Annotated in this window: 16 protein-coding genes and 1 CRISPR repeat array (1 of these 17 only partly in view); of the genes, 2 read left to right on the forward strand and 14 right to left on the reverse strand. The window is 37.0% G+C overall.

Going from position 1 to position 21601, the window contains the following annotated elements:
- A CRISPR array of direct repeats spans positions 1-1042; the repeat unit is 32 nt; unit sequence TTCGCACTCTATATGGGTGCGTGGATTGAAAT; it begins 176 nt to the left of the window's first position.
- Positions 1043-1328: 286 nt separating this feature from the next.
- The 11 genes from MHH51_RS19525 to MHH51_RS19575 all read right to left on the reverse strand — a co-directional run bounded on the left by MHH51_RS19525 (position 1329) and on the right by MHH51_RS19575 (position 12640).
- On the reverse strand, positions 1329-1943 hold the full coding sequence (locus tag MHH51_RS19525) for a hypothetical protein (protein WP_339283105.1): 615 nt from the start codon (positions 1941-1943) through the stop codon (positions 1329-1331).
- Between the two features lie 304 nt (positions 1944-2247).
- Positions 2248-2424 (reverse strand): hypothetical protein, encoded by a 177-nt coding sequence (locus MHH51_RS19530; protein ID WP_156985068.1) that lies wholly within the window; start codon positions 2422-2424, stop codon positions 2248-2250.
- 133 nt (positions 2425-2557) lie between these two features.
- Positions 2558-3742 (reverse strand): MFS transporter, encoded by a 1185-nt coding sequence (locus MHH51_RS19535; RefSeq protein WP_339283108.1) that lies wholly within the window; start codon positions 3740-3742, stop codon positions 2558-2560.
- 426 nt (positions 3743-4168) lie between these two features.
- On the reverse strand, positions 4169-5221 hold the full coding sequence (locus MHH51_RS19540; RefSeq protein WP_156985069.1) for an ADP-ribosylglycohydrolase family protein: 1053 nt from the start codon (positions 5219-5221) through the stop codon (positions 4169-4171).
- A 22-nt stretch (positions 5222-5243) separates the two neighbouring features.
- Positions 5244-6641, reverse strand: a complete 1398-nt coding sequence (locus tag MHH51_RS19545) for a PTS transporter subunit EIIC (protein WP_339283110.1) — start codon at positions 6639-6641, stop codon at positions 5244-5246.
- A gap of 21 nt (positions 6642-6662) precedes the next feature.
- Positions 6663-7481, reverse strand: a complete 819-nt coding sequence (locus tag MHH51_RS19550; RefSeq protein ID WP_339283111.1) for a PRD domain-containing protein — start codon at positions 7479-7481, stop codon at positions 6663-6665.
- Between the two features lie 29 nt (positions 7482-7510).
- The gene (locus MHH51_RS19555; protein ID WP_147209997.1) at positions 7511-7999 is read right to left on the reverse strand and encodes a PTS glucose transporter subunit IIA; all 489 of its coding nucleotides are present in this window, start codon (positions 7997-7999) and stop codon (positions 7511-7513) included.
- A 500-nt stretch (positions 8000-8499) separates the two neighbouring features.
- Entirely contained in the window at positions 8500-9480 is a 981-nt protein-coding gene (locus MHH51_RS19560) for a LacI family DNA-binding transcriptional regulator (RefSeq protein WP_339283113.1), read from the reverse strand.
- Between the two features lie 79 nt (positions 9481-9559).
- Positions 9560-10348: a carbohydrate ABC transporter permease gene (locus tag MHH51_RS19565; protein WP_339286327.1), complete on the reverse strand. Its 789-nt coding sequence runs from the start codon at positions 10346-10348 to the stop codon at positions 9560-9562.
- Between the two features lie 62 nt (positions 10349-10410).
- On the reverse strand, positions 10411-11298 hold the full coding sequence (locus tag MHH51_RS19570; RefSeq protein ID WP_339286328.1) for a sugar ABC transporter permease: 888 nt from the start codon (positions 11296-11298) through the stop codon (positions 10411-10413).
- A gap of 100 nt (positions 11299-11398) precedes the next feature.
- Complete coding sequence (locus tag MHH51_RS19575; RefSeq protein WP_339283114.1) at positions 11399-12640, reverse strand: sugar ABC transporter substrate-binding protein; 1242 nt, start codon at positions 12638-12640, stop codon at positions 11399-11401.
- 257 nt (positions 12641-12897) lie between these two features.
- Between MHH51_RS19575 and MHH51_RS19580 the strand changes: the two genes are divergently transcribed.
- Complete coding sequence (locus MHH51_RS19580; protein WP_339283115.1) at positions 12898-15084, forward strand: glycoside hydrolase family 3 N-terminal domain-containing protein; 2187 nt, start codon at positions 12898-12900, stop codon at positions 15082-15084.
- A gap of 19 nt (positions 15085-15103) precedes the next feature.
- Entirely contained in the window at positions 15104-18439 is a 3336-nt protein-coding gene (locus MHH51_RS19585; RefSeq protein WP_339283117.1) for a cellobiose phosphorylase, read from the forward strand.
- Between the two features lie 260 nt (positions 18440-18699).
- Here the strand turns inward: MHH51_RS19585 and MHH51_RS19590 are convergent, their stop codons facing one another.
- The 3 genes from MHH51_RS19590 to MHH51_RS19600 form a co-directional block, all read right to left on the reverse strand.
- Positions 18700-19503: a BtpA/SgcQ family protein gene (locus MHH51_RS19590; protein ID WP_339283119.1), complete on the reverse strand. Its 804-nt coding sequence runs from the start codon at positions 19501-19503 to the stop codon at positions 18700-18702.
- A 3-nt stretch (positions 19504-19506) separates the two neighbouring features.
- Positions 19507-20487: a hypothetical protein gene (locus tag MHH51_RS19595; RefSeq protein ID WP_339283120.1), complete on the reverse strand. Its 981-nt coding sequence runs from the start codon at positions 20485-20487 to the stop codon at positions 19507-19509.
- A gap of 129 nt (positions 20488-20616) precedes the next feature.
- Entirely contained in the window at positions 20617-21576 is a 960-nt protein-coding gene (locus MHH51_RS19600; RefSeq protein WP_339283122.1) for a ribokinase, read from the reverse strand.
- Between the last annotated feature and the right edge of the window lie 25 nt (positions 21577-21601).

Consider the following 21601-nt stretch of genomic DNA (forward strand, 5'->3'; position numbering starts at 1 on the left):
GCGTGAATCAGGCGGTAATCTTCGCACTCTATATGGGTGCGTGGATTGAAATGAAGCCTACAAAAGTAGTATTACCGGGTTGGAAATTCGCACTCTATATGGGTGCGTGGATTGAAATATAATATTTACCACTTGACTTACATTCGATTACGTTCGCACTCTATATGGGTGCGTGGATTGAAATTAAATAAAAGATTAGCATCAACTGCAAACGCCTTTTCGCACTCTATATGGGTGCGTGGATTGAAATTTCCAAATCAGTTTATCATACATTGCATAATCTATTCGCACTCTATATGGGTGCGTGGATTGAAATAAAAGATTATATTTTAGAAGATTTTGGAGGTCTATTCGCACTCTATATGGGTGCGTGGATTGAAATCATTCTCTCATTTGTAACATCTCCTTTTAGTTTTTTCGCACTCTATATGGGTGCGTGGATTGAAATTAGAATCCTATCCAACTTTGTTTCAATTCTATCCTTCGCACTCTATATGGGTGCGTGGATTGAAATATAAATATATTGTTAACAGAAGACCTGTATTTGTTTCGCACTCTATTTGGGTGCGTGGATTGAAATACGTAGCTTCCATTACTCTTGTAAAATCTGCAACTTCGCACTCTATTTGGGTGCGTGGATTGAAATTTCTCACGTAGAAAATCATATGAGCCTTGGTATGTTCGCACTCTATTTGGGTGCGTGGATTGAAATAGAGGAATATGTGGTACTGGATTCTGTTCCAGTTTCGCACTCTATTTGGGTGCGTGGATTGAAATTAAAGTTTTATATCTGTTATAAACGTATGCGGATTTCGCACTCTATTTGGGTGCGTGGATTGAAATATCATCTACGGAATCAAAGTCAATGAGTAAATTAATTCGCACTCTATTTGGGTGCGTGGATTGAAATCACCATGGTTTGACAATGAAGATGATTACAGTAATTCGCACTCTATTTGGGTGCGTGGATTGAAATATACTACTGGAAGAATGATCTTTAAAAAAGCGATTTCGCACTCTATTTGGGTGCGTGGATTGAAATTTTATATAATGACTAATGTTAATGTAGTTAATATTTCGCACTCTATACGGTGGCGGGATTCCCCCGCCACTTCACCTCTACTATTAACCTAATCCACCACCAAATTAATTCTCCAACTTAAACATTCGCTTTAAGTATGATTACTTAAAGATTGGAATAAAAGCATTTGTCGTCTAAAACTCTAAAGTTCAACTATGCCCCTCCAAATCTAAACCAGACCCCAAATCTAGATAAAGCAGCTGTTAAGAATATATATTATGTTGATTTAAGCTATGAAAAATTATACTCAGCCAAAAATATACCCAAAAAGTGAATCCTCCATAAACTCTCCTTCAATTCCAGGTTTAGATAAGAAATATTCCACAATATCCTCTTCTGTAAGGCCAATTTCTTTTAATCCACGGGAAATCATAGATAAATAGGATTGAGGAGGAGTGCTAAACCCATGTGTTCCCATTACATCTGGACTTGTAAATGTAAACATTGGCGCCCCATCCTCTTTCCCCAAGTAAATAACCCTTCCATACCAGCCTTCTTCCAGGTCAACATAGCCTTTATCCATAACATCCTGCACATTGATATGTAAGGCACCAACATTATTTTCCTGTTCCACAACTTCCCCGAATTGTTCATCCGTAATCAAATATTTTCTTGCATATGTCCTTGTGTCTTTATCCGGTTCATGACCGATAAAGGCAACTCCACCCTTGCCCCATTTGCTCTCTTCCTTCATAAAATAGAGCGGATAAGGGAGTATGGCTTTTGTTGTTTTCTTTGGCGGAGTGGTATTTTTACAGCCTCTTTCCTCTTTTTCGGAGCCTTCAGGAATACCGCCTTCGATATAACAGGCAAAGCGATCCTTACTAATGTTGGAGCCATAGCTCACATACCATACGTCCATGATAACACCTCCTTGCTTCACGTCATTTTGAAAGTGAAAGATATAATAATTTTTGATTTTATAATAACATAAAAAGAAACCAGTAACTTTTGCTCAAGGCTGAAAGTAATCAGATTGCTTTTGAAAATAAACCTTTCAATTTTATGAAGGCAACCTTCAAAAATGAGAACTCGAATAAAGCGGGTGAAGCCATTCATCAATGACCTTACCCGCTAACTCTCGCAAACTATGTTTCTACTAAAGATCTAATTAGTTATCTCTATTTAATCCGGAATACATTTCCAAGAAGTGATAAAAAGCAAACCTATATATAACCCTCATGTTTTCCTGAATGCTGGATCTTCATCCGCAAAGCATCCTTCCCCCAAGTGTAAAAAATATGGCTGACGAATAAAAACAATGTAAATCCAAAAGCAAGGGAAGTAAGCACTTCAAGTGTTTCGCCAGCAATTATTCCATAAGAATAAGCCCATGAATCCACAAGATTGGGCTCCTATGAAAATTAGCAGACCCGCTCTTATCGATTTCATGAACTTAATTACAACGAAATAATCATTTCTTAATGACAGCTTTTGCTCCTTCACAACAGTACAATATCGTTTTTATCAGCACTGTCACCCTTCCCTCTGAACTCTCTCCTCTTCACTTTTACCTAGACTGGATGCTCCTCCACGCATAGAGATATAAGCTGTGCCGATTGAAAATAATACAATAATCCCCGCAACGATTGCATTGTAGTTAACAGTTGATTGTTCAATAACAATCCCGCCGACAAACGACCCAAATGCAATTCCAAAATGAAGGGCAGAATTATTTATACTCTGCTGAATATCTGACGATTCCGGAGCTGTCTCAATCAGATAGCTTTGCATAGGCGGTGACATGGCCCAGCTCATCGCGCCCCATATCACCATAACAGCTGCAAATAAAATGAAGGAGAATGTCGTATAGGGAATGCTAAATATTGCACAGCTAAATACGATTGCTACAATAAAAATGCTTTTTCTTGTTCCAATCCGATCCCCCATTATTCCGCCTAGTCCTCCGCCGGCAACAGCTGCAATTCCAAATATCAGATAAGCAACACTTACCATTGATTCCCCGAACCCTGCAACATCCTTTAAAAATGGCGTAAAGTAAGCATATAATACAGTATGCCCGCCCAAGAACAGAAATGTTGTTGTCTGAGCAAAGAATATCTTTCTATTCTTTAATGTTTTTAATTGCTTGCCAAGTGGAAGAAACGGCTTTGGCTCAACCTTCTTCATAAAAAAGTGTACCCCGGCCAGCGATAGTACTGTCAAAAAGATAATCAGGAAAAATGGCGCTCTCCAGCCAAAATTATTACCCAATAATAGCCCTATAGGCAATCCTAATACAATGGACCCGCTGATTCCCATTGAGACAATTCCCAATGCCCTGCCGCGGTATTTAACCTCCACAATACTTGGGGCAAGAACCAGGCACAAATTAATAAGAAGTGATGCACTGACAGCAGATATAATTCTTCCTAAAAGAAGAATCATGTACGAGGAAGAAATAGCAGTTACAATATTTCCTATCAAAAACAGAAATAAAAATAATAACGTCAATTTCTTCCGTTCCATTTTTGCAGTTAAAACCAGTAGAACCGGACCTAAAATTCCTAAGATCAACGAATAAATCGTTATCAAAAAGCCGACTTTTCCAAGACTGACCTGTAAGTCCACCGCAATTAAATCAATTATCCCGCCAATAATAAGTTCCACTAATCCCACCACAAATGAAACGACCACTAAAATATATATACGTTTATCCATAAATTACACCTTTCTTCATAAGTCCCAATCTATTTCATAGCTGCGAGTACTTGCCGATGAACAGAATTAGTCCAAATGAGCAGCTTCTGTTTCTTCATTTAAACTCATGTAATGCATCTCTTTATCTGTTCTCTACATAATCAATCATAACTTCAGTGAGCTCACGCAGTGAAATAATTATTTGCCTATCTGATTAGGAAAAGGATGAAGCATTGGTATAAATTATCAGACAAAAAACAAGGCCAGAGTTAAACCGCTCATAAAGCAGCTTCACTCTGGCCCTGTCTTTTGAAAGGTTACAGTGTTAATTCTAACGAAAAGAGAGTTATCATTGTAAATATATTTAGTGTACTTTTCTTATTTACTAAAAGCTTCTTTAGACCCGAAAAGTTATAATAATATATCCCATAAATTTCCACGAAGCAATTAACGTCCTTTTCCCCCAGACTCCTGCACCACATTTGTTAATAGATTTGCCAGCTCGACAATGTCAAAATCATTCGCCTTTTGTACAGTCTCATATAAAGATGCAAATTTTTCATTGTCTAAATCCACGAATGCTCCAACCATAGATCCCACAATAGCGGCAATCGTGTCTGTATCATATCCTATGTTCACCGCATCGATTACTGCCTGCAGAGGATTTTCCTTGTTCAAAGCAATAATTCCAAATGCGCTGGGAACAGCCTCCGAAATGTGTAAACCACTTCCCACTACCTGTGACAGCTTTCGCAGCTTCTCTTCTTTTGTGCCATGACCGTCTGCTATACTATAAGCCAGCTTGATTCGCTCTACAACACTCGGTCCTGCTACTTCGCGAGAAACTATTTTTGCTTTTGTTTCACCGCGAATAGCTCCATAAAATCCTGCACTCAACGCCTCATCCACCGTAGCATGAGGTGCCAAAGATGCACTTACTGCTGCTGATACGGCACATGCTCCTGAAATTGCCAGTGAATTATCGTGTGTTACTTGTGTAACGATAATGGCAGCATCAATAGCTCCCTCCAAGTCATTCGGATTCAAAATCCCTGCTGGAGCAATTTTCATTGCTGAACCATTCGTTGCTTTTGATGCATAGTCTACTGTCACAGCGCCGGGTAAAGGTGCTGGTTCCGACTCTTTTGAGTCCTTATACATCTTTATTGCCCCTCGAGTTGTAGGTCCTGCGAAACGGTCAAAATACCACGGAACATTGGACCAAGCTAAAATGGCTTTTTTAACAGTTTCCTTGTCTATAACACCGTCATTTCCCAAAATCGCCTTGCTGAGAAAATATATTTGAGAAAAATCATCTGTTACTTGTCCAGCTTCATTTCCTAGTGCAAATGCCGTCTTATCAGGCTTTTTAAACTCACTCACTGGCTGTCCAAAATGTGTGCGTATTTGATCGAATGACAGGTTTTCTGTGGCTGCTCCCATGGCATCGCCTATTGCTGCCATTCCTAAGATTCCTTGTATTTTTGTATTTAAACTCATTCAATCAGCTCCCTTTTTGTATTTAATTCTTTTTATACATTTCTGCTTCTGGATCCTTAATTCCGAACAGTAAGGTCAATACCATACCTCCGAAAAAAGCTATTGCCAGACCGACTATATAAGCCCATAAAGTTGGTCCCGCAAACGCAGGAATAGTTGTCAGCCCTCCGAAAACGAATGCATTTCCAACAACGTTAAACGCTCCCATAAATGCTCCACCAAGAGCAGCGCCTAAACATCCTGCTACTAATGGAGTTTTGAATCTGATTCCCAAACCATAGATAGCAGGTTCCACAATTCCTGATAAGAAAACAGAGACCATTGCAGTTCCTGATAACCCTTTCAATTCCATGTTACGAGTGCGCAAAAATACAGCAAATGCCGCGCCTGCCATGCCAAGATTAGCGGTTGCCCCGTAAGCAATAAGTGCAGAGGTTCCCGTCTCAGCAATTTCAGGTATAATCACCATTGTGTTTGGAGCCCAATGTACACCAAACATAATTAAAATATTCCATATCCCGCCTATGAAAGCTCCTGTAATAATTTGATTAATACCAGTTAACCACCCTACAGCATTAGCAATTCCAATACTTGCATAATTTCCTATTGGTCCTACTATACCAATAGTAACCGGCACCAATATAAACAGTAAGACAGTCGGAATTACAATCATATGCAAGCTGTGTGGAAGCTTTCTTTTCATGAAATGCTCCATCAATGATTGTATCCAAACAATTATAATTGCCGGAATCACCTGGCTTGTGTAATCAAAAACAGGCATTGGTATGCCCATAAAGCTTATTAAATTACCACCCTCGTCATTTTGCACCAATTCCATAAATGACGGCATAATCAATGCACCAAGAATCGCAACAGCAATGTAAGGGCTTGTATTAAATCGTTTAGCTGCAGTCATAGCAACTAGAAGCGGCAGGAAATAAAAGACTGCTGTTGCTGCATTCTCCAGAATCAAATTCGTCGTGCTCTCGGTCGATAGCCACCCCAGCTGATTTGCCAAAATCGTAAATCCTCGTAAAAGGCCTGCTCCAGCTAATAATGGTAATAATGGTGAAAAGATACTTACAACTAACGCAATAAATTGATTAAACAAATCGCGTTTCTTTCCGCTAGTTTGCGTAGAACTGCCTTCTCCATCTCCGGTATTCTCTGATGTCTTCCATGCCTTCATGAAAGCATCATAAACATCTCCAACATTAGTACCAATAACTATTTGTAATGTGTCATCTCTTTCAACAACACCCGGGACATCATCCAGAGCCTCAATATCCTCTTTTTTGGCCAATGTACGGTCTCTCAAGGAGACCCGCAATCGGGTAGCGCAATATGTTACGAAGCTTATATTCCCGTCGCCCCCCATTAAGACTAACAGCTTCTTTGCTAATTGCTCTGTGGTGTCCATAAACACACCTTCCTTTTAGATTTAATAATTTCGAAGTCTTTCGATATGAAGGGAGATATAACCTACTTCTTCTTCAGGCAATTGAATCCCGTGTGCATCACACAAATGCTTACTCACCCGTTTTGCACAATTAAAAGCAGTTTTGAATTTGTGCTGGATCATAGTTAGCATTTCATTATCCATTACGTGTACATCGTAACGATTGGGTCTGTTCAAGGCGAACCGCAAATGCATAATCAACCGTTCATAGGCCAGATCATCCTCTTTCATGGAAATGTCGAGAGTCGTTTTGATAACTTCTACCATATTGCGAATAATGGTTGTTTCTCGTATCGTTTCGCGCAAATCACCTCCTTCAAGTTTCATTGTGTGGAGATGCAGCGCAATAAAGGCTGCTTCATCAATCGGCATTTCGAGACCAAGCTTGTCTTTGATATGACGAATCGCCCATAATCCAACCTTAAACTCATCCCGGTATAAAATTTTGATTTCCTGAATCAGCTTATTTTTTAAATGAATCCCTTGCTCTTCCCGTTCAATCGCAAAGGATAAATGATCAGATAAGCCCAGAAGAATATGACTGCTCATTTTGGTCTGCAATTGCTCTTCAGCATAGGCAATGATTTCTTCACAAAGGATAAAATGTTCTTCCGGAATGCGGAGAAGCAATCTTTCCAGTTTTTCATTGCCTTCCAGCACGAACAGTTTCTCTATTTTAGCTGGATTAATGATATCGTTTTTGTTTTTATTAAAGGCTACACCGCCGCCAATTGCTATTTTTTCCTGTCCTTGATCATTGATGATAACGGCATTATTGTTGAGAATTTTCGTTGCTTTCATTGTCAAGCCTCACCTTCTACATGCTGGTGTTATTTGCTAGTGATGGTAAGTAGAACGGTTTCACCTGCACTTGCTTCTTTTTCCTCTGTTAATTGGATTTCCTTCTCACTATTCACACTATTAGTGATAACGATAGGAGTCACAAGGTCTTTCGCATTTTCTCGAAGGAATTCCAGATCGAGTTCGATTAGCGGCTGGCCAACTGAAACTGAATCACCAATTTTGACTTTTGTAGTGAATCCTTCTCCTGCTAAATCAACCGTGTCCAGCCCAATATGAATTAAGACTTCATTGCCTTTTTTGTCCTTGATACCAACTGCGTGTTTTGTTTCGGGAATTTGCACGATTTCTCCATCAAACGGAGCAAAAATCACTTCATCCGTTGGTGTAATCGCAATTCCTTCACCCATCATTTTTTCACTGAATACGGGGTCGGGAACTTCCTCTAACGAGACCACTTTTCCGTTTACAGGAGCATAAAGCTTAGCTTTTTGTTCCTTTTTTAGTTTGTTAAACATGTAAAATCGTCCTTTCCTGTTTTATCATGTAATCTTGTATTCCTTGAATTACGAAATAGTCTCATGTTATAGAGCATCAAAAAAAGGCATGGAGGTATAGATAGGACATCTGTCCTATTTAAAATACCACCATGCCTAATCAAGTTAGTAACATGTGACCTATATTCGAATTTATCCGTATAATAGCATACATCCAAATACACGTCAATATGAAAGGGCTTTATTTTTGGGTCAAATGCTTGCAGACCTTTTATTAATGCCTTATTTCATATATATTAAATCCTTGCTTTGACAGTGTTTTCGGTTTTATATATTTTTGATACGTATATGGATGTTTGTATGTAAGCAGGAAATAATTGGCCCCAATCTATAAAAAAACTACCTCCCATTACTTGAATTTTAACAAGTAATTAGAAGATAGTTTTTTATAAAGGAAAACACGACTGTTCCCGTAACGATTCCAACAGCCTTGATAATTTACTTCTAAATATCTCGTACATTTAAACAGAACTTCGTACAACTAATTCTGTATTTAATTTATATAAATGATTAATCTTTTCTCCTCTAAGCAACTGGAAGATTAATTGTATGGCTAATGAACCTGTTTCATATTTAGGCTGTTTGATCGTTGTTAAAGGCGGATCCACATATTCTGATATCTCAATATCATCATAACCTATAATGGAAATATCTCCCGGAACCTTTATACCATTTTCAGTAAAAGCCTGTAAACCGCCAATCGCCATCTCATCATTTGCATAAAAAATAGAATCCGGTAAATTATTTTGCACAATAATTGTTTTGGTGGCTTTATAACCACTTTCACGTGTGAAATTACCTGGAACCTTCCAAACAGGCTGAAAATTTATCTGATAATCTTTTAAAGCTTTTAAATAACCTTCAAATCTTAACTGGTTATCAAGTGAGTTGTTAGGGCCGCTGACAAAGGTAATTTCTTTATGTCCCTGATTTATCAAATACTCTGTAGCCAGATACCCTCCATGTACATTATCTACTAATACACTTTGTATGTTTGTATGCTTCATTTCTCTATCCAGAACTACAAGTGGAAAACCGTCTCTAGCCGCTTCTAAAATGACATCATCGCTAATATTTTGCGCAAGAATAATAGCCCCGTCTACTCTTTTCTCTCTTAAAAACTTTACCGCTGTGGATTGAGAGCCGCCAATCGCACTACAAGCGATTAACCCATAATTATTAGCAGAACAGCCACTTTGAACGCCTTGGATAAGTTCAGAATAATATGGTCCTGATAAATCTCCCAAAATCAAAGCAATTGTGTTTGTTTTTGCCATTTTCAAATCTGCTGCGATACCATTCTTCTGGTAGTTTAGTTCCTTTGCAGCATCTAATACTTTCATACGAGTATGATCGCTGACTTTGTTACTGTTATTTAGAGCATAGGAAGCCGTTGATACCGCTACACCTGCTAATTTAGCTACATCTTTTATTGTTGCCATACTATTCCCCCATGAATCTAATCAATAAAATATCTCGTTTCCTACGCTAAAATAATTATAGCTCATTCAATAATAATTATCACTTTATTCCTGACATTGTAAAACCTTCTACAATATATTTTTGGAAAAAACCAAAAATAATCATAATCGGAACAACCATAAATGCTGCACCAGCCATTTGCAATGCGAAATTATTAGCATATTGACCTTTTAATAAGGATAAACCAACAGATAAAGTATACAGACTTTCATCATTTGCAATAATTAATGGCCATAGGAAGCTGTTCCACGCTGCAATAAACATCAAAACAGCCTGAACAGCAAATATCGGTTTTGCGACTGGAATAATTAAACGGAAGAAAATATAAAACTCCCCTGCACCATCTAGACGAGCTGCTTCAATTAAACTCGTTGGAATGGTTGCCATGAACTGTCTAAATAAAAATATATTAAACGCAGCTACCAATCCCGGTAATATAATACCGCTCATTGTGTTAGTTAATCCCATCTCATTTAATAAAAGATACACTGGAATCATCGTTACTTGGCCCGGAATCATCATCGTCGCCAGTACTAAATAAAAGAGTTTTTCTTTTCCTTTAAAGTCAAACTTAGCAAATCCGTACCCTGCCATTCCATTAAATAATAAGCCGACGGATGAAACTGCTACAATAATGAGTGTGTTCTTCAGATATACTAAGAAATTCATTTCTGTAAATAACTTTATAAAATTATCAAATGTAGGGTTCTCCGGGAATATTGTAGGAGGAATTGCCAATATTTCATTCTCTGGCTTAAATGCACTTGAGATCATCCATAGAAATGGAATAGAAACTAATATTCCACCTAACATCATGATTATAGTCATCACTATCTTTTCCGTTTTTTTACGTTTAGCAGTTGTTAACACAAAATTTCACCCCAGACTTATTAATATTCCGTATCAGATTTTCTTAGTTTAAATTGAATTAGTGTAGCTATAATAATAATTATAAATAGAATAAATGATCCTGCAGCTGCATAGCCAAATTCATTGAATTGAAAACCTTCCTGATAAATAAATAACGCTATAGACAACGTTCCATCTAAAGGTCCCCCTTGCGTCATAATAAACGGCTCTTCGAAAAACTGAATCCAGCCAATCAATGTAGTTACAGTTACAAAGAATGTAGCAAATCGCAAGAGAGGCAATGTAATGTACAGCATTTTTTGAAAGCCATTTGCTCCATCTATTTCTGCTGCTTCATAATAATCTTTTGGAATTCCTTGTAATGCAGCTAAAAAGATAATCATATTTAAACCAAGACTCTTCCAAACAGCAACGATAATTAAAGAAATTTTCGCTAAAGTAGGTTCATTCAACCATGGAATATTATCCACCGATAGAAAAGAAAGAATATAGTTAATTAAGCCGTACTCTGTATTGTATAAAAAGCCCCAAATTACAGCAATTGCCACTATATTAGTAATTGATGGCATATAATACACCGATCTAAAAAAAGTAAAAAGTTTACTAGTACCGTAATTAAGTAAAAGTGCAATACTTAATGATAAAAGCACAACTAGAGGTACCCCAATTAAAACATAGAAAACAGTATTTAATATCGCTTTAATAAACCGGTCATCCGTTAATAATGCTTTATAATTCTCTAAGCCTATAAAGCTTACACTGGAAAAATCCACTAATCCTTTTAAATCCAGATTAGTAAAGCTAATGAAAAAGGCAATAGTAATTGGAATGATGCTAAATAGTGTTAACAGGATAAGTGACGGTGCAATAAACATATATGGATGCCGATTATTTAATATTTTCTTCATAAAACTCATATTTTAACCACCTATCAAAGAGGTATATTCATAATAGAGGCAGGGTAAATATATGCTGAAGCCGCTTTTATTTACCCTGTGTATCACTTTATTATTCTAATAATTGTTGTGCTGTTTGATTAAATGTTTCCATTTCAGCTTCTAAATCAGCGCCGCCAACATTTACTCTTTCTAATGCATTTAACAATTCCTGTGCAATCCGTTCAAATTCTTCTACCTGAATTCCAGGAATAGCATCATTTAGCTGTTCACCAAACACACTATACTTTTCATCCTCACTTAATGCAGGATCATCCCAAGCTTCCACTCGTGCAGGAAGTGCATTGGACATTTCCATCCATTCAATCTGTGTTTCTGTTTCATTCATATAGGAAATAAATTTCATTGCATTATCCACATTATCGGAAGTATGGAATACAGAAAATACAGAGCCGCCTAAGCTAGATGTATTTGATGTATTACCCGGCATCGTTGCAACCGACCAGTCCCCTTCGATATCAGGTACTTGATCATTTAATTGATTGATCATCCACGGACCGCTAAAGAACATTGCTTTAGAACCGTCTGCGAAAGCTTGTATAATATCCAGCCCTTCATTTTGCTGACTATATCCGTTTTCAAAGAAGCTTGTATAATATTCCATTGCGCCTAAGAATTCTGGAGAATCTAAATTTAAATCATTATTTTCAATATCAGCTTGATACCCGTTCTGCCATGCAAAGATAAACGGAGTAATTTGGTCTTTTTGGTCAATATCAATTCCCCATTGTCCGTCACCGCGATCAGCCAGCTTTTGAGCTGCATCTTCCAGCTCTTCCCAATTTTTTGGTGCTTCATCGTAACCAACTTCAGCCAATATATCTGTTCGATAATACAGAACGCGCGTATCTACATACCAGGGAATACCCACAGTCTCATCATTATATTCCATTAAAGTTTGAGCACCATCAAAATAATTTACCTTTGCAAATTCTGGATTATCTGTTACATAATCACTTAAATCAAGCAATGCACCTGCTTCTGCAAATTCCGGAATCCAGGTTGCTCCTAATTGCAAAACGTCTGGGCCATTTCCAGAAGCAACAGCTGTGAGGAGTTTATCGTGTGCGTTTTCCCAAGGCAATGCTTGTACCTCAACAGTTAATCCTTCATTTTCTTCCTCAAATCCTTTTGCCATTTCTTTTAATAATTTACCTTCTTCCCCCATCGCCCAGACAGTAATTGTATCACTGTTGCCGCCAGAGCCTTCTCCTCCCTTATCATCATTGCCGCAAGCACTAAGGAAGGCAACCAATAATATGACAACTAAAAATCCTCCAAAAAACTTTTTCATCGTATTCACTCCTACTTTTATATTGTGAATTAATTATCGAAACGTTTCGATATATTTATTTTATTATAGAATGAATTCGTTTTCAAGATATTTTTTAATAATTCACTCCTTCTCCAAAACTTAAATTAAAGTGCATTATAAAGTGAATTATTATTTGACTTCATACATTTAGGAAATTATAATTAGTGATGAATTGTTTTGAAACGTTTCGATTTAGGCTTTAAACTAAATAATTTGTTTCGTGGACAAATTATAATATGAGGAGTGTTTTTTTGAACAAACAGCATTTAGAAGACTTATTAAAACAAATGACGATTGATGAAAAAATCGGTCAACTATCACAACTCGCTACTCCTTTTTTTAAAGGTTCTACTGAAAGCGGTAAAATAACTGGTCCATTAGAACAACTAAATATTTCTGATGATCTAGTAAAAAACACTGGTTCTGTGCTAGGCGCTTCTGGAGCAAAGGAAATTCGAAATATCCAGGAACAACATTTAAAAAACCACCGACTAAGTATTCCTTTATTATTTATGTCCGATATCATCCATGGCTATGAAACTATTTTTCCCGTCCCTCTGGGAATAGGATCATCATGGGATATAGAACTAGCAGAAAAAAGTGCAGAAATTGCAGCAAAAGAAAGTGCAGTTTCGGGTATTCATGTGACATTTGCTCCGATGGTCGATCTAGTTAGAGACCCGCGCTGGGGGCGTGTAATGGAATCTACAGGGGAAGATTCCTATTTAAATAGTGAGTTTGCTAAAGCTCAGGTTAGAGGCTTTCAAGGCGAAGATTTAACGAAGGATCTTAATCGCTTGGCTACATGTGTAAAACATTTTGCCGCATATGGGGCTGCGGAAGCTGGACGAGATTATAATACAGTGAACATGTCTGAACGGCAATTAAGAGAAACTTATTTACCAGCATTCCAAGCTGCACTAGATGCTGGCAGTAAACTCGTAATGACCTCCTTTAATACAGTTGATGGAATTCCTGCAACCGGTAATAAAAAACTGATGCGTGATATTCTGCGTGATGAATGGGGCTTTGATGGAGTGACCATTACTGACTGGGGCGCGCTTAAAGAACTCCTTCCTCATGGGGTTGCAGAGGATGAGAGAGAAGCTGCATATAAAGCCATTCAGGCGGGTGTAGATATTGAAATGATGACAACCTGCTATCCTGATCACTTGAAAAATCTTATCGAAAACAAGGAAGTCGACGAAGAACTTCTTAATGAGGCAGTCCGCCGAATCTTACAATTAAAAAATGAATTAGGGTTATTTGAAAATCCATATCGTGGTTTAAACGAGGAAAATGAAGAAAAAGTTATCCTAAATGAAGAGCATCGTAAAGTTGCAAGAGAACTTGCAGCTAAATCATGCGTATTATTACAAAACAACAATAACACCTTGCCAATTAACCGTTCACAAAAAGTTGCCATAATTGGTCCCTTCGCTGAAAACAATGACATTCTCGGTCCTTGGTCTTGGAAAGGCAATAAGGATATAGCTGTCACCTTAGCTAAGGGATTTGAAAAAAGAATAAATAACAGAGATCAATTCGTTGTGGCAAAAGGCTCTAAAGTAGAATCTATTACAAAAGAACAGCTGCAAAAGGCAGTTTCAGCTGCTGAACAATCTGATGTTATCGTATTAGCATTAGGGGAACATTCTGAAATGAGTGGTGAGGCTGGTTCACGTTCGAATATTAAATTACCAGATGCTCAACTGCAATTAGTTGATGAAATTTATCAATTGGGTAAACCGACTGTTGCTGTTTTATTTAATGGCAGACCCCTTGATTTACATGGTGTATTTGATAAAACAGATGCTGTATTAGAAGCTTGGTTCCCTGGAACAGAGGGAGGGGCAGCTATTACTGAAATTTTATATGGTGATGTGAATCCATCCGGGAAATTATCGATGTCCTTTCCTTATTCTGTTGGTCAAGTACCGGTTTATTATAATCATTATAATACCGGCCGGCCACAAGGTGCACCAGATGCGCAAGTACGGTATGTATCACAATTTTTAGACATACCAAACGAGCCTTTATTCCCCTTTGGCTATGGTTTAAGCTATACAACATATTCTTATCAGAATATGAGACTTTCCGCTCCTAGTATCACACCTGACGATACGCTGAAAGTAACAATTACTGTTAAAAACACTGGAAAAATTGCTGGGGAAGAAACCGTTCAATTATACGTTCGTGATATGGTTGGCGAGGTTGTCCGGCCATTAAAAGAATTAAAAGGCTTTAAAAAAATTCATCTCCAACCACAAGAAGAAAAGGATGTTACTTTTGAATTAACGGAAAAACAATTACGTTATTATCATTCTGATTTAAATTTCGACAGTGATAAAGGTAAATTTGAAGTTTATGTTGGACCAAACAGCAAAGAAGTACACACACTTTCTTTCACATTAATAAAATAACAAAAGCAGGTGAACATGAATGACATGGAAAGATACATTAATCACATTAAAAGCAAATGATCTCCATTTTACCTTTCATCAGAGCGGAGATATTTATGAAATCACACACGGGAATACGCTAATCAATCAATGGATGTCCAATCCAATTGATGGCGCATTAAATAATATTTATTTACGTATTCATAATCCAGATGATATACAATACTATCCACTGCTCGGAACCCATTCGAGCAGTGAAGTTTTTGTTCATGAATCCCAAATGAAATGGACTGGAGAAATTAAAGGAGTTCAATATCAGGTTATCTTTACATTGAATGAAAAAGGAATTTGGTTCTGGGATGTAAAACTGGAAGGTCAAAACCAAGAGGTTGACATTATTTATGGACAAGATTTGGGGCTGGGTGATAAAGGCGGCGTTCGTTCCAATGAAGCTTATATGTCACAATACATCGACCACAATGTCTTTCAGGATGAGGAAAAAGGATTTATTATATGCTCGAGGCAAAATCAGACTCAGAGTTCAGGTAACCCTTATATCCAGCAAGGATCTCTGAATAAAACCATTGGCTATGCTACAGACGGGTTCCAATTTTTTGGATTAGATTATAAAGCAAGCAATAAAATAAAAGCTCTGCAGGAAGCTTCTCTACCTAATGAAATTTATCAATATGAATTTGCTTACACTGCTCTTCAATCAGAGAAGATCATACTAAATGGGAAAAGTCAGATTGTATTTTATGGGTTATTCAAAGCCAATCATCCGGAAGCAATCAACAAGCTCGAATTTAACGAAGACATTTACCATGCATGGAAACAACTAAAAAATAATGAAATAAAATCAACTCAATCTATTGAAAAAGTGACCTTATCTGAAAAGCTTGATTCAACACTTGAGACCTTTCATTTTACGGAACAAGAATTAGATGAACTTTACCCTAAGCGGATCTTAGAAGAGACGAATGAGAAGGGATTGTTATCCTTTTTCACCGAACAATATGAGCATATTGTTTTAAAAGAAAAGGAAAAGCTTGTGGAGCGTCCTCATGGTCACATTGTAATGAGTGGACAAAATCACCAGATAAAGGATGATACAATCGCGTCCACTTCATATATGTACGGCATTTTTAATGCGCAAGTAGCCATTGGCAACACAAATATGAATAAAATGATGACTAATGTCAGGAATAGCTTAAATATTATAAAAACATCCGGCCAGCGCATTTATATTGAAATCAATGAGAAATATCATTTATTGGCACTTCCATCGATTTATGAATTAGGATTTAATTATGCGCGCTGGTATTACAAAACAAAGGACGATGTGATCATTGTTACGAATTATACGGTTGTAGATTCACCAATAATCAATACAAGTGTCATCTCAAAGCAAGGGAAGCCCTATAAATTTTTAGTTACAAACCAAATTACAATGCAGAATAATGAATATGAAGTTCCTTTTCATTATCATGTAACTGACAACAGCACTGTCCGTTTTACAGCTGATGAAAAGTCTGACAGTGCAAAGACCTACCCTAATCTGGCTTATCAAATAGAAGTTATGGGTGCAGATTTCGAAGTTAGTGATGAGCAGAAATTGGCTCATAATATTAGCTCAGGTTCAGCTTCTCTCGTTGTATTAGATATTTCTTCTACCAATACATTTGAAATGAGAATCCAAGGGTCCTTAAATGGTGAAATAGGTACATCATCTGACCGTTGTTTTGAGGAAGAAGTGAGACACTATCGCCAATATTATAACAAACTATTACGTGGCTTTAACTTATCATTATCTGGTGAAAATAAACTTGATAACTTTAACGCAATAGCGCATTGGTATACGCATAACATGCTCGTCCATTTCTCTGTTCCGCATGGTTTGGAACAATACAGTGGAGCAGCCTGGGGAACAAGAGATGTTTGCCAAGGCCCTTCCGAATACTTTTTAGCAACCCAGCATTTTCAAACTGTTCGGCAAATCATAAGAACAGTATATTCCCATCAATACGAGGATACAGGAAACTGGCCACAATGGTTTATGTTTGATAAATATGAAAGTATACAACAAGAAGACAGCCATGGTGACATCATTGTTTGGCCACTAAAGTTAATTGCAGATTATATCAATATCTCAGGAGATTACCAAATACTAGAGGAAAAAGTACCTTATACCAGTCGCAAGACATTTGAATTCACAAAAAATACTGCGACCATTCTGGAACATATTCAAAAGGAAATCTCATATATCAAAGATCATTTCTTACATGACACGCACTTATCTGCTTATGGTGGCGGAGATTGGGATGATACACTGCAACCAGCAAGTAATCAATTAAAGAAATATATGTCAAGCAGCTGGACAGTTGCCTTAACTTATCAAACCTTTAAAGCATTCTCAGAAATTTTAGGAAAAGTTCATCCAAAAGAAGCGGAGTCAATACAACAATTAGCTTGCGGCATCCGCCGGGACTTTAACAAATATATATTAAAAGACGATGTGATTCCAGGTTTCGTCTATATGGAGAATTCAGATCATGTTGAATATATGTTACATCCTGCAGACAAAAAAACCGGTATTCACTATCGTTTGCTGCCAATGCAGGAAAGCATTATTGCAGAATTATTCGATTTGGAACAAGCGCAGCATCATTATGAAATTATTAAAGAGCATTTACAATTTCCAGATGGCGTACGATTAATGGACCGACCTGCCACCTATACAGGCGGGGTAAGCACCAATTTCCAACGAGCAGAACAAGCGTCTAACTTTGGTCGAGAAATTGGTCTCCAATATGTTCACGCTCATATACGTTTTATCGAGGCTATGGCAAAATTAGGTAACGCTGATGAAGTATGGAATAGTTTAGCCGTTATTAATCCTATTCAAATAAAAAATGTTGTCCCTAATGCTGAAATTCGTCAAAGCAATACCTACTTTAGCAGTTCTGATGGCAAATTCAAAACACGATATGAAGCGCAAGAAAACTTTACCGCATTAAAAAATGGATTAGTTCCAGTCAAGGGCGGCTGGCGTATTTATTCTAGCGGCCCTGGAATCTATTTAAATCAATTAATATCCAATGCTTTAGGAATTCGCCAAAACAATCAAGATTTAATTATAGATCCTGTTATATCTTCAGATATGGATGGTTTGCACTTTGACTTTATGATTATGGACAAAGAAGTAACATTTATATATCATCTAAATCAGCAGGAAAAGCATGTTTCTATTAACGGAAATATAGTTGATTCAGCAGGAGTTGTTAACCCTTATCGAAGTAGTGGATTTATTGTTAAACGAAATGTTTTGGAAGAATGGTTAACAGAGAAGAATAATATAATTGATATTTACTTATAGAGTGCTATTCGTTTTGTAGACTCAAATCTAGAAATTAAATAAAAAATCATGGTATCTTTATCGAACATGTAACCCTTCCTGATAAATTACTTTATAAGTTATCATATGATTTTCTGTTGGAGTATCCTTATGCTTAAAGACGTTTTCAATACAAAACTAATAATTATACATGTATAAGCCCCCAAAAATTTTTGGGGGCTATTTTCATTATAAATCATTCGACTTCATCACCATTTTGATAGCTATCCTTCTCTTAAAATCTAAACTCCACTTACCGCACCTTTAGCCCGCTTTACCTCATCCATAAAAATCTTCGCACGCTTAGGGTCTATTGGATTCTTCATATCTCCATTCTTAATCCAGGTTGCTACACATACACCATCATAATGCTGCAGCAATTCATAGACGTTTTCTCCTGTTGCGCCTCCGCCTAAGAATATTGGTGTGTCTTCTACTTTTGTCCTTGCCTTTTTTACTAACTCTAAACTCTCACTTGGATTTTTCCCTGCAATAAATAAACCGTCCGCAAATGCCTCATGTACAGATTCCCATGCTGCATCCTGAATTGGCTTTGCTCCTAAAGGTACACCATGTACCTCATATACATCTGCAAATACTGGGACATCGCTTTTTATTCTTTTTCTAAGCTCGTTTATTTCTACACATTGCGCTTCCAGTAATCCTGCACTTGTTACTTCTACACCGGTAAACAGGTGTTCCACTCTTACAAAATCTGCGCCAATTGCATCTGCTACTGATAAGCCTGCTACTCCATCCCAGTTCATCAGCACACCTAATATCTGATCAGGGAACTCCCTTTTTATCGCATCTCCTATTTGAGTCATATAAGCGATAGCTTCCGGCGAAGCAATTTGTTTAATTGGCATATCATTCATATTTTGGAGGACGATTCCGTCAAAACCATTTTCCAGCACCATTTCGGTTTCTTTTAAGGAATGATCGATAATCTCCGTTATTTTTTTATTAGTATGTCTATAGCTCCCCGGTAATGGATCAGGCTGAACCATGGACAACGCTAGACCTTTGGTATTTATCTTACTCACTAGTTATTCCCCCTTCAAGCTATCATGAAATTTTTTACTATTGTTAAATAATTGATTAGCAGGAATGATTCCTTCTTCAGTAATTATTGCGGTTATATATTTTGACTCAACGCCAAGCAATTCCGGACAATTAAAATCGATCTTGCTTTTTACATTTGAATCCCAATTAGAGGCTAATTCCTCTGTTAAATCATTTATTTTCAGCTGTTTTTTATAGCCATATATCGCTCTTATATCAACTTTTATCATTGGTGTCAGCACGTATAGTGGAATATTGAATTCTTTACATACTAATCCAACGATATCTGAACCTGTTGTATTAAAGGTTGTACCATCTGGATAAAAGGTTTCCGCACCGAAAAATGCACCATCACATTCCTTTAAATAGTACATAATGGCTGCGTCCGGGATAAATTTAATCTGATGACCAGCTTCTCTGCAAGCTTCTATAAAGGGATAACCACCATTAATTATTCTGCTTTCCGGGATAACGATAGTATAATTTTTATTTTCATTATTTAAGTTTTGCAGCCATTTATTTACCGTACTAGAGTAATCAAAAACCATGATTGTTTTCATTGATGAAGCAGCTTCAACCCCGTACTCCACTACTTTATTTATTGCTTTCTCTGATTGAATCAGATAATTATTCTTTTTTTGGATGATAAGTTTCGACGCTTCTTCCGCATCTAAGTTTCTTACTTCATCAATATTTTTTATCATAATATTAATGGCATTACTAATTGCCTGACTCGCTGCACCTCTTGTTTCAATGAAGTATTGGGAAAGGGTTTTGATTTTATCTACTACACTATGTACGGAAGAATGATTCTTTTCTCCGATTAACGCAATAGATTCAATCATATCGCCTATCATACTAATATGCTTGCTGGCTCCTAACACCCTTTGATAAACGATATCATCAAATGCTTGTATACTTTGTTCATCATCTAATGTTTGTCTGGCATCTTCTACTTCTATCATACTTACACCCATTCCTTTCACTTCGATTCAAATACAAAATAGCCTACAATAATTTTGTATCTATTTCTCTTATCGTTGTTTCCAATACCATAACTATTTTTTCTCCGTCTTTTTTAAAGTGACAGCTTTTTATTTAGAAATATTTAGTTGATGAAAATCAAATTCTTCTTTATCAATAAATTGCTCATACTCTGCTAAAGAAGGTAAGGATGTAATAGCTCCTTGTTTCGTAACGGAAAGCGCTGCAACATTTACTGCATTTTTTACCGATATATCCAAATCACCACTTCTAATCCAAAAAAAAGATACAGCACCTACAAAACAATCTCCAGCTCCTGTTGTGTCTACCACATTTACTTTAGAGGCAGGGTAATGTTTGATTATATCTCCCGTCTTAAAGACCGCTCCTTCCCCACCTAAAGTGATGACAATATTATCGATACCTATTTGAGAAATGATTTCTACTGCCTCTTTAGCTGAATCAACAGAATTCACATCCATACCTGATAAAAATGAGGATTCGGGTTCATTGACAATTAATAAATCAACTAATTTCAAAACTTCGGAATCAATATCTACAATTGGAGCTAAATTTAAGATGATTTTTTTACCTAAATCAGAGGCCATTTGAATCGTATATTCTCCCACTTGTTTATCCATCTCCAGCTGAAGAACTACTCCTTCCGCCCGCTTCAATTTATCTAACGAATGCGTAACATCCTCTTCTGTTAAAATAGCATTCGCACCTTTATAGGTAACAATTGAATTATTACCAGATTGATCTACACTTACCATCGCAATACCGGTTTGAATCCCTGGTGAAATCAATACATTCTCATCATCAACGCCAGCCTGAGCTAATTCATTTTTCATCACTGTTCCAATGTGATCATCACCAACGCGGCCAACCATTGCGGTTGTTGCAGTTAATTTAGCTGCTGTAATTACCTGATTTGCTGCTTTCCCGCCAGGTCCTATACTAAAAGAATTGGAAGCAACAGTCTCACCAGGCTCCGGCAATTTATCTACATAACCAACATAATCCATATTTAAGCTTCCATAAACAATCAAGTCATATTTATTTTCCACTTTTTTCATTCCCTTTGAATATAGT

Origin of the sequence: Oceanobacillus sp. FSL K6-3682 (assembly GCF_037976165.1) — a bacterium.
Taxonomy (GTDB): Bacteria; Bacillota; Bacilli; order Bacillales; family Amphibacillaceae; genus Oceanobacillus; species Oceanobacillus sojae.

Excerpts from the sequence above, each read along its gene's own strand:
- MHH51_RS19525 (WP_339283105.1), bottom strand. The coding sequence starts at position 1,943 with ATGGACGTATGGTATGTGAGCTATGGCTCCAACATTAGTAAGGATCGC.
- MHH51_RS19535 (WP_339283108.1), bottom strand. The coding sequence starts at position 3,742 with ATGGATAAACGTATATATATTTTAGTGGTCGTTTCATTTGTGGTGGGA.
- MHH51_RS19540 (WP_156985069.1), bottom strand. The coding sequence starts at position 5,221 with ATGAGTTTAAATACAAAAATACAAGGAATCTTAGGAATGGCAGCAATA.
- MHH51_RS19545 (WP_339283110.1), bottom strand. The coding sequence starts at position 6,641 with ATGGACACCACAGAGCAATTAGCAAAGAAGCTGTTAGTCTTAATGGGG.
- MHH51_RS19550 (WP_339283111.1), bottom strand. The coding sequence starts at position 7,481 with ATGAAAGCAACGAAAATTCTCAACAATAATGCCGTTATCATCAATGAT.
- MHH51_RS19555 (WP_147209997.1), bottom strand. The coding sequence starts at position 7,999 with ATGTTTAACAAACTAAAAAAGGAACAAAAAGCTAAGCTTTATGCTCCT.
- MHH51_RS19560 (WP_339283113.1), bottom strand. The coding sequence starts at position 9,480 with ATGGCAACAATAAAAGATGTAGCTAAATTAGCAGGTGTAGCGGTATCA.
- MHH51_RS19565 (WP_339286327.1), bottom strand. The coding sequence starts at position 10,348 with ATGACTATAATCATGATGTTAGGTGGAATATTAGTTTCTATTCCATTT.
- MHH51_RS19570 (WP_339286328.1), bottom strand. The coding sequence starts at position 11,298 with ATGAAGAAAATATTAAATAATCGGCATCCATATATGTTTATTGCACCG.
- MHH51_RS19575 (WP_339283114.1), bottom strand. The coding sequence starts at position 12,640 with ATGAAAAAGTTTTTTGGAGGATTTTTAGTTGTCATATTATTGGTTGCC.
- MHH51_RS19580 (WP_339283115.1), top strand. The coding sequence starts at position 12,898 with ATGAGGAGTGTTTTTTTGAACAAACAGCATTTAGAAGACTTATTAAAA.
- MHH51_RS19585 (WP_339283117.1), top strand. The coding sequence starts at position 15,104 with ATGACATGGAAAGATACATTAATCACATTAAAAGCAAATGATCTCCAT.
- MHH51_RS19595 (WP_339283120.1), bottom strand. The coding sequence starts at position 20,487 with ATGATAGAAGTAGAAGATGCCAGACAAACATTAGATGATGAACAAAGT.